The 7,798-nt window shown below is 63.6% G+C and carries 7 protein-coding genes; all 7 read left to right on the top strand.

Features of this window, described 5'->3' with window-relative positions; genetic code table 11:
- On the top strand, positions 1–1,048 hold a 1,048-nt coding region (locus tag EN879_RS16190), incomplete at its 5' end, for an acyl-CoA dehydrogenase (RefSeq protein WP_127274129.1).
- 61 nt (positions 1,049–1,109) lie between these two features.
- Complete coding sequence (locus EN879_RS16185) at positions 1,110–1,658, top strand: flavin reductase family protein (protein ID WP_013533080.1); 549 nt, start codon at positions 1,110–1,112, stop codon at positions 1,656–1,658.
- Between the two features lie 360 nt (positions 1,659–2,018).
- On the top strand, positions 2,019–3,554 hold the full coding sequence (locus EN879_RS16180; RefSeq protein WP_063167510.1) for an FGGY-family carbohydrate kinase: 1,536 nt from the start codon (positions 2,019–2,021) through the stop codon (positions 3,552–3,554).
- Positions 3,551–4,327 carry a DeoR/GlpR family DNA-binding transcription regulator gene (locus EN879_RS16175; RefSeq protein ID WP_063167511.1) on the top strand — a complete coding sequence of 259 codons (777 nt, stop codon included), beginning with the start codon at positions 3,551–3,553 and terminating at the stop codon, positions 4,325–4,327. Before EN879_RS16180 ends, EN879_RS16175 begins: the two co-directional genes overlap by 4 nt.
- A 50-nt stretch (positions 4,328–4,377) precedes the next feature.
- Positions 4,378–6,036: a glycerol-3-phosphate dehydrogenase/oxidase gene (locus EN879_RS16170; RefSeq protein ID WP_164747145.1), complete on the top strand. Its 1,659-nt coding sequence runs from the start codon at positions 4,378–4,380 to the stop codon at positions 6,034–6,036.
- A 423-nt stretch (positions 6,037–6,459) separates the two neighbouring features.
- Positions 6,460–7,470: a sugar-binding transcriptional regulator gene (locus tag EN879_RS16165; protein ID WP_027163951.1), complete on the top strand. Its 1,011-nt coding sequence runs from the start codon at positions 6,460–6,462 to the stop codon at positions 7,468–7,470.
- Positions 7,471–7,503: 33 nt separating this feature from the next.
- Positions 7,504–7,798 (top strand): DUF2291 family protein (locus tag EN879_RS16160; RefSeq protein ID WP_127274128.1); only part of this gene is annotated, 295 nt, incomplete at its 3' end.

Genomic DNA, 7,798 nt, shown 5'->3' with positions numbered 1-7,798 from the left:
CCGCCAGCAGTTCGAGACCCTCGGCGGTGCGCAGTTGCGACCCACCGAGGGTCTCGAACTGCTGGCGGCGATCACCTGGCATTCCGGGGCGGCCGGCTGGGTTTCCATGGTGCATTGCTGCATCGGCGCGATGTCGGCTGCCTTTCTGCCGGACAGCGCGGTCGAGCGGCTGTTCGCGCCGGGCTCCGACAACCGTTTCTCGGGACAGGGGGCGCCGCTCGGCATGCTGAAGAAGGTCGACGGTGGCTACCGGCTGAACGGCAAGTGGAGCTATGGCAGCGGCTTCAGCCACGCCACCTATAGCCACAGTGCCGCCTTCGTCGACGACGGCACCGGCAAGCCCGCCAAGGACGATAGGGGCAATGTGATCATCATGTGCGCCCATGCGCCGATCTCCCAGCACAAGCAGCTCGGCAATTGGGACGTTCTGGGCCTCGGAGGCACCGGCAGCATCGACTATGCGGCCGAGGACGTCTTCATCGCCGACGATCTCGTCTTCCCGATCCTGACCGCACCGCCGCTGCGCCAGAAGGAGTTCTTCAGTCTCGGTGTCGTCGGCCTCGCCGCCATCGGTCATACCGGCTGGGCACTCGGCACCGGGCGGCGGATGCTGGACGAGATCGCCAAGTTCGCCCGCAGCAAGTCAGGCCGCGCCGGGTTGATCGGCGAGAGCGAGAAATTCTGGCACGACTATGGCCGCGCCGAAGCCCGCTATCGCGCTGCCCGCGCCTTCATCTTCGAAGTCTGGCGCGACATCGAGATGACGGTCGAAGCCGGCAACAGCATGTCGACGCGTCAGATCAGCCTTGTCCATCTGGCCAAATCCGAGATTCACGAGGTTGGCGTCGACATCTGCAACTTCGCCTACCGCGCGGGCGGCGGTGCGTCGCTGCGCGCCGGTGTGATCCAGCGCACCTTCCGCGAGATGATGGTGGCGGCCAACCATTTCACGATCGCGCCATCGATCGTCACCTCGGCCGGCCGCGACATCGGCGGGGTGTGGAGCGATCGCACCTGGCAGTTCTACGATCTGATCGAGAAGAAGTAGTCGCAAGGGCCGGACGGCGGACCCATCCGGCCCCATTTCATGCTGCAGAAGAGAGACGTCGATGAGCTTCCCGCATCCGATGACCAACGCCTTCCGCGAAGCCTTTCGCCACCATCCGGCCGGTGTTGCCGTGATCACGGCCGATCCCGGCGACAGACCGGTGGCGATGACCGTGTCCTCGCTGATCTCTGTAAGTGCTGCGCCACCGGTCGTCGCCTTCTCGCTGTCGATGAAATCGACCTCGTCCGAACCCTTGCTGCGGGCGCAGACCATGGTGATCCACCTGCTGCGCTACACCGATATCGACCTGGCGCAGCTCTGCGCGTCGAGCGGCGCGGAACGCTTCCCGCCGGGAGGCGCCTGGGCTCGGCTGCCCACGGGCGAACCGCGCTATACCGGCGTCTCGACCTGGTTCCGCGCCCGCCGGCTCGGCGTCCTGCCGATCGAGGGCGCGACACTGGTGGCGGCCGAACTCCTTGACGGCGAGGTGCAGCCGGACGAGATCCCCCCTGAGGCGCATTCGCTGGTCTACCTCGACCGTCGCTGGCATCGCCTGCACAAGGAACTGGACGGCGTGGCTGAACTTCTTGAGTCGTCGCGTTTTCTTTGAACGGTGCCGGCTGTCCGGCCGCTGCGCACGGAATTCGCTAAGCCAGTCAAACGCGTTCGAGCGTCAGTCGCACCGTCCCCCTGGCCCGCCGTGCAGGGTTGAGGGCCATCCAGCCAGTTGGGCACTGGTCGGAGCTTCGTCCCGCATCGGATGCATGTCTCAGCTTACGTTAGACATTTCTACAAAATATATCACATGTTGACGTTAATTTAACAGGCTACTATGGTCTGTTTACCGCATCGGATGCGGCGCTTTGGTATCACCGTTGCTCGTTGATTGTCGTCATGTCCGTCATCCTTATCCCAACCTGCAGGATTGCCTTGCAGCGCCCTTCACCAGTTGCTGAAAACGGCGGCGCCCATGCCCAGTTTGCTCGGAATCGATAACGGTCTCACGGTCACCAAGGCGGTGATCTTCGATGCCGATGGCACGCAGTTGTCGGTGGCGCGTCGGCGGGTTCCGCAATCGATGCCCCATGCGCGCTGGGTGGAGCGCGACATGGCCGGCCTCTGGCAAGCGACCGCCGACGCAATCAAGGAGGCGATCGCGCTATGTGGCCGCCCGGCGGACGACATCAGGGCGGTGGCGGCAACCGCGCATGGCGACGGTCTCTATTTGCTCGACAAGGATCGTCGGCCGCTGGGGCCTGGAATCCTGTCGCTCGATAGCCGCGCCGGCAAGATTGTCGAGCGATGGTCGGCGGACCGGGTCTTCGAAGAGGCGCTAGCGCGAACAGGCCAGGCGCCCCACGTCTCGGCGCCGTCGGCGCTGCTCGCCTGGATCAGGGAGCACGAACCGGCCCGCTATGGGCGTATCGGGCATATACTGGCCTGCAAGGACTGGCTGCGCTTTTGCCTGACCGGCAAGATCGGCACCGACCGTACCGAGGCCAGCACCTCATTCACGGATTTCCGCACGCAAGCCTTCGCGCCGGAAGCGTTGCGAATCTTCGGATTGGACGATGTTTTCGACGCGCTGCCGCCGATGGCGCACTCCGCCGCGATCGTCGGCCATGTCACCGCCGAGGCAGCCGAAATGACCGGCCTTGCCAAGGGAACACCGGTCGCGTGCGGACTGCATGACGTGACTGCCTCCGCACTTGGCATGGGCGGCCATGAGGAGGGCGTGCTCGCCATCGTCGCCGGAACCTATTCCATCAACGAAGTCGTCTCTTCGCAACCACGCGTCGACCCGCGTTGGCTCTGTCGCAACGCCATCGACGCAGGCCGCTGGAACAACATGGCGATCTCGCCGGCCTCGACCGCGAACTACGACTGGTTTCTCGACACGTTCTGCCGCTCGGAGCAGGAAAAGGCATCGATCGATGGCGACTCGATCCACGAGCTTCTGGCAGCAGAGATCGACGCGGCGCTGAAGAAGCCCTCGACCATCCTGTTTCATCCCTATCTGTTCGGCTCTCCTTATGGCGATGTTGCCAGCGGCGGCTTTGTCGGCCTGCACGGCTGGCACAATCGCGGCGATATGCTGAAGGCGGTTCTGGAGGGCATTGCCTTCAATCACCGCACCCATGTCGAAGCCTTGCGCGACGGCTTTGCCATCAGCGAGATCCGCCTGACCGGCGGCGGTTCGCGCAATCCGGCCTTCGTTCAGATGTTTGCCGACGTGCTGAACGCCCCGGTCATCGTCACCTCGACCGACGAGGCCGCGGCCTTTGGCGCTGCCCTTTGCGCGGGGGCGGCGGTTGGCATCTTCGCGACGCCGCAACAGGGCGCCAGGCAGGTCGGGATGACGGCGCGCCAATACGAGCCTGACCAAGCCTCGAGTGCTGTGTTCAACGAGCGCTTTTCCCTCTATGGCCGCATAGCCGGTGCGCTCGAACCGCATTGGCCCGACATCGAGAAGCTGGGCCGGCCAGACACTGGGGGAACCGCATGATCAAGGCCGACGAACGACGCGAAGAGATCGCCGACTATGTGATCAAGCTCGGCCAGGTGCGCATCGACGATCTGGTCGAGCATTTCGGCGTGTCGCGCATGACCGTCCACCGGCATATCGACCGGCTGGCGCAGCAGGGCGTGCTGCGCAAGCTGCACGGTGCGGTGACGGTTCAGCCTTCCGGCCTCTACGAAAGCGCCTTCCGCTACCGTGTGACGGTCAACCGGGCCGAGAAGGATGCGCTGGCGCGGGCAGCACTCGATTATGTCGAAGCCGGCCAGGTGGTGATGCTGGACGATTCCTCGACGGCAAACGCCGTCGCGGCACTGCTGCTCGACGTCAAGCCGCTGACCGTCATCACCAACTCCGTAGCGACGGCATCACTGCTGATCAATGTCGACGAACTCGACTTCATCTGTCTCGGCGGCCAGTACCACGGCACCTACAACGCCTATATCGGTATCGTCTGCGAGAACGCCGTGGCGCAGCTGCGCGCCAATGTGCTGATCTGTTCGGCTTCGGCCATCACCGGAACCACGGCCTTCATCCAGGATCCCAATGTCGTGCGGGTCAAGCAGGCGATGATGGCCGCATCGGCCAAGCGTATCCTTCTGATCGACCATGCCAAGTTCGACAGGATCGCGCTGCATGTCTTCGACGATCTGACCAGCTTCGATGTCGTGCTGGCGACCGAAGGCCTGGGCGATGCGCGGGCGCAAGCTCTCGAACGGGCCGGCGTGAAGCTGCGCATCGTCAAGACGAGAGCGTCATGAGCTCAAGCGAAGCAACATTTACGGAAAATCCCGCCGGGCGTTTGGCCGCCATGGCCGGAACCGGCGAGGTCGACGTCGTCATTCTTGGCGCCGGCATTAACGGGGCAGGGCTGTTTCGCGACCTGTGCGCGCAAGGCGTCAGCTGTCTGATCGTCGACAAGGCGGATTTCGGCTCGGGCACCAGTGCCGCGCCGTCGCGGCTCATTCACGGTGGCCTGAAATATCTCGAAACCGGCGAGTTCGGGCTGGTCGCACAGTCGACACTTGAACGCAATCTGCTTTTGAAGAACGCGCCGCACTATGTCAGCCCGCTGCCGACCGTCATCCCGATCTTTTCCTGGAGCAAGGGCATGTTGGCGGCCTTGCGGACGCTGTTCGGCTCGACCAGCGCACCGCGCAGCCGCGGCGCCATCCTGATCAAGATCGGCCTGATGATCTATGATTTCTACGGCTCGCGAAACCAGGTCATGCCGCGCCACCGCATGGTCGGGCGGCGCCAGGCGCTCAGCGGGATGCCGGCGCTCAATCCTTCGATCGTCGCCACCGGCACCTACTACGACGCCAAGATAAGCCACCCCGAAAGGCTCGTGCTTGAACTGATCCTCGATGGGCGGCAGGCAAACGCGGCCTCGGCCAGCGCGAACTATACGGCGCTGGTCAAGTCCGCCGATGGGGTACTGACCTTCCAGCCGGAAAACGGCGCGGCCTTTTCGGTGCGGCCGAAGCTGGTGGTCAACGCCGCCGGTCCGTGGATCGACGATGTCAACGAATTGCTTGGCGCGCCGTCGAAGATGATCGGCGGCACCAAGGGCTCGCACGTCCTGCTCAAGCATGACGAACTGGTCAAAAGCCTGGCCGGGCGCATGCTCTATTTCGAAGCCGATGACGGCCGCATCTGCCTCATCTACGATTATCTCGGCCTGGCGCTGGTCGGCTCCACCGACATCAAGGCCGACAATCCCGACGCGGTGCGCTGCGAGCCCGACGAAGTCGAGTACCTGCTCGACAGCGTGCGGACTCTGCTGCCGGGAATGGCGTTCGAGCGCGACCAGATCGTCTACGCCTATAGCGGCATCAGGCCGCTGCCGGCCTCCGATGCATCGCTGCCCGGGCTGATCAGCCGTGACCACTCCGCGCCGGTCGCCGAGCCGGATCGGAACAGACCTTTCGCGGTCATCTCGCTGGTCGGCGGCAAGTGGACGACCTTTCGCGGCTTTGCCGAGGAAGTCGCCGACACCGTGCTCGGCCGCCTGCAGCACAGCCGCAAGGTGACGACGCAAGCCATGCCGATCGGCGGCGGCAGGGATTTCCCGACCAATGCCGCAGCGCGAGCAAGTTGGCTGGCTCTGGCTCGCTCGAAGACGGGCGCTGAGGAACGGCGTCTCGATGCGCTGCTGTCGCGATACGGCACCAGAGCCACGCAGATCGCCACGCATGGGTCGGGCGATGAGGGTCGGCTGCCGGATTCAGAAAGCTACAGCAAATCGGAAATCGACTACATCGTCCGCAACGAGTTCGTCGAACATCTGGCCGACATCGTCATGCGCCGCAGCACCTTGGCGATATCAGGCTCCCTGACAGGCCGCGACCTGCAGGCGATTGCGGCGATTGCCGGACAGGCGCTGGGCTGGAGCGCCGGGCGCCTTGCAAGGGAAGTCGAGGCCGCAATTGTGGAACTCGAGGACCGGAACCTGATGCGGCTGGGTTGATCAGTCCGTCACCGATGCTCTTCACAAGGCAATCCGGTTGGTTTGCCCATGGATGCGCCGCATCCGCAAATCGCCCAACTCACAGGCGGATTGGGATTTTGCCGATATTAGATATTATCCCTGAAAAACAGCTAGTTAGAAGAAAATCTGGATAGCCGATGGCCATGCAATTCTGCTGGCTTAGGCGTGAGGTAACATAGATTGACGTTAAATTAACACAACTGTATGATCGAGTAACATGCTCACCTCCTAATAGGTCGATGTTGCCCGCCGAATGCCGGCAGACCGGCGTTTCGGGAAGGGCGAGACCTGTGAATTGCCCGCATGTGCATGCGCCCAACCCGGCGGGGGATTGACAGCGATGCAGGGATGTGAAAATTTTTGCACACAAAGATAATAATATCATCTCAGGGAGGAGATGGCTTGAAATCCGGCGGAACCGCTAACCGCGATCATGAGTCCAGCCTCGCCACCCGCGCGGCCTGGCTTCACTATGCCGGGGGTCTGACGCAGGCCCAGGTGGCCAAGCGGCTCGGCCTGACCAGCCTCAAGGCGCATCGGCTCATCACGCGGGCCACCCAGGATGGCCTGGTCAGGGTGATCATCGACGGCGACGTCGGCGAATGCATCGACCTCGAGCAGCAGCTGATCAATGCTTACGGGCTCGATTACTGCGAGGTCGTTCCGGATCTCGATCAGGACGAGCTGCCGCTGAAGGCGCTTGGCATCGCCGGCGCTCAGTTTCTGAAGCGGGAGATCGATCGCGGCGAGGACATGCTGATCGGCGTCGGCCACGGCCGTACCCTTGCCGCAAGCGTCGAGTATCTGACGCGCACCGCCGCCGCCCATATCCGTTTCGTCTCGCTGCTTGGCGGTGTGACGCGCAAGTTCGCGGCCAACCCGCACGACGTCATGCATCGGCTGGCCGAGCGGACCGGCGCGCAGGCCTATGTGATGCCGGTGCCTTTTGTCGCCAACACCGCGGAGGACCGTGAGGTGCTGCTTGGGCAGCGCGGCATCAGCGATGTCTTCGACCTCGCAAGCCGGTCCGACCTGATGTTCGTCGGCATAGGGACCGCCGAGCGGGAAGCTTCGCTGGTCGCCACCGGCATGATCGAACATTCCGAAATCGATGAGGTCAAACGCGATGGCGGCGTCGGCGAGCTGCTCGCCCACTTCTTCGACGACCAGGGACGCCCAGTGGAAACGGCGCTGTCGGAAAGAATCCTGGCACTCCCGCGGGACCAGTTGAAGGGCCGCCGGATCGTCGCCGTCGCCGGCGGCAAAGTGAAAATACGCGCTATCAAAGCGGTGCTCGAAAGCCGCTATCTGAGCGGCCTGATCACCGACGAATCCACCGCTCGTGCCCTTGTCGAACAGAACAAACCCAATGGCGCGAAGCGCCATATGAACGGAGGATCGCCAAATGCGTGACAAGCGCGGATCAGCCTTGCTGGCGGTTGCGTCATGAGCGCGAAAGCCGCCACTGCATCGACCAGGCCTGCCTCGCCCGCCCTGCGTCGGGCACTTGCCAGCGCCGCGGTTGTCGTCCTGCTCGGCGCCATGGCGCTCGATACCAACGTGGTCAGGATAGGGTCGGCAGGCGACGTTCGCAGCGCCGTGTTTTCCGCCGCTGACTACGGCAAGTCGGAATTTCCCAAGGTGCAGGCCGATGTCGAGGCACGCGCCGCCGACGCGGTGACGGTGGCGACGGCGATTGCCAAGGACAGGGCAACGGCGGAAAAGGAATACGGTGTGCCTG

The sequence above is a fragment of the Mesorhizobium sp. M7A.F.Ca.AU.002.02.1.1 genome (genome assembly GCF_003998535.1).
Classification (GTDB): Bacteria; Pseudomonadota; Alphaproteobacteria; order Rhizobiales; family Rhizobiaceae; genus Mesorhizobium; species Mesorhizobium ciceri.
This window is presented reverse-complemented; position numbering and strand designations above follow the sequence as displayed.